This is a genomic window from Vibrio sp. 2134-1, from assembly GCF_033339495.1.
Map to the genome: position 1 here is coordinate 1 of NZ_JAWOUS010000455.1, position 684 is coordinate 684.

Consider the following 684-nt stretch of genomic DNA (forward strand, 5'->3'; position numbering starts at 1 on the left):
TGCCAGTCGTTACCGCAAACCCATTCCCATTATTGCAGCTATCTTTTTGGCGACCATTGCCAACCACGCTTTGGCTGCATGGTTAGGTGTGGTAGTGGCCGACTATCTATCTCCTGATGTTTTAAAATGGGTGCTGGTGGTCAGTTTTGTTGCCATGGCCGCTTGGGTTCTGATCCCAGACAAACTGGATGACGACGAAGAGATCTCGAATCGTGGACCATTCATTGCCAGCTTTATTGCCTTCTTTGTTGCTGAAATCGGTGATAAAACTCAGATTGCGACTTCCATTCTAGGCGCGCAATACGCGGATGCGCTGAGTTGGGTCATACTTGGCACGACCATTGGTATGCTGTTGGCCAACGTGCCAGTGGTGTTGATTGGTAAGCTTTCAGCAGACAAGATGCCATTGGGTTTGATCCGTAAAGTAACCGCTGTTTTGTTCGTGTTATTGGCTATTGGTGCGGCCTTCTTTTAATGGTTTGAAGCGGATAACGTAGCCTGAAAAGGAAAAACGTTATCTGCGAACAATCGTTAAAATGGTGCGAATTATCAATAACTAGCGAATTAGTGGCGCAGCTCAAACTCTGACTTAAAATCGCTCCGTAGCGTGACGGATGACATATTAGTGTCATACTTGTCATGGTAGTTTAATGGTGTGAATGATAGCGAGAGGGCAAGTTTATG

The 684-nt window shown here is 46.1% G+C and carries 1 protein-coding gene; it reads left to right on the top strand.

Annotation, left to right across the window (positions count from 1 at the left end):
• On the top strand, positions 1 to 475 hold a 475-nt coding region (locus R7R78_RS26585), incomplete at its 5' end, for a TMEM165/GDT1 family protein (RefSeq protein ID WP_225474668.1).
• Positions 476 to 684 lie beyond the last annotated feature (209 nt).